The sequence below is a fragment of the Arthrobacter sp. E3 genome (assembly GCF_017353415.1).
Taxonomy (GTDB): Bacteria; Actinomycetota; Actinomycetes; order Actinomycetales; family Micrococcaceae; genus Specibacter.
Genome location: NZ_JAFMPX010000114.1, coordinates 1 through 302, shown reverse-complemented (window position 1 = coordinate 302; position 302 = coordinate 1). Strand labels below are relative to the sequence as shown.

General features: G+C 59.6%; 1 pseudogene. It reads left to right on the top strand.

Going from position 1 to position 302, the window contains the following annotated elements:
* Positions 1-226 (top strand): annotated as a pseudogene (locus tag JMA46_RS16865) (hypothetical protein); the annotation flags it as partial.
* Between the last annotated feature and the right edge of the window lie 76 nt (positions 227-302).

Here is a 302-nt window from a genome sequence, read left to right as displayed (position 1 = left end):
CGCCTGCCCCACCCGAGACAAATGCTCCAAGTCCTGCGCCCACCGCACACACTCCCGATCAGACAAAACCCCCACATCAACACCAAAAGGCAACCCACCACCACTGCTCTCGCCACCACCAGAATCCTGGACCGTACCAACACCGGCAGTGGAACCGGCACCAGCTGTGGCGGTTGCACTGGCAGAAGAACGCACTAACGCCGCAGCAAGATTCAAGAGCTGGTGAACATGCCCACCAACCCGCAAATCCCCTGAATCGGAGGCCGAAAGTCCCGGCCTCCCTGCCGTTTCATCCATACATA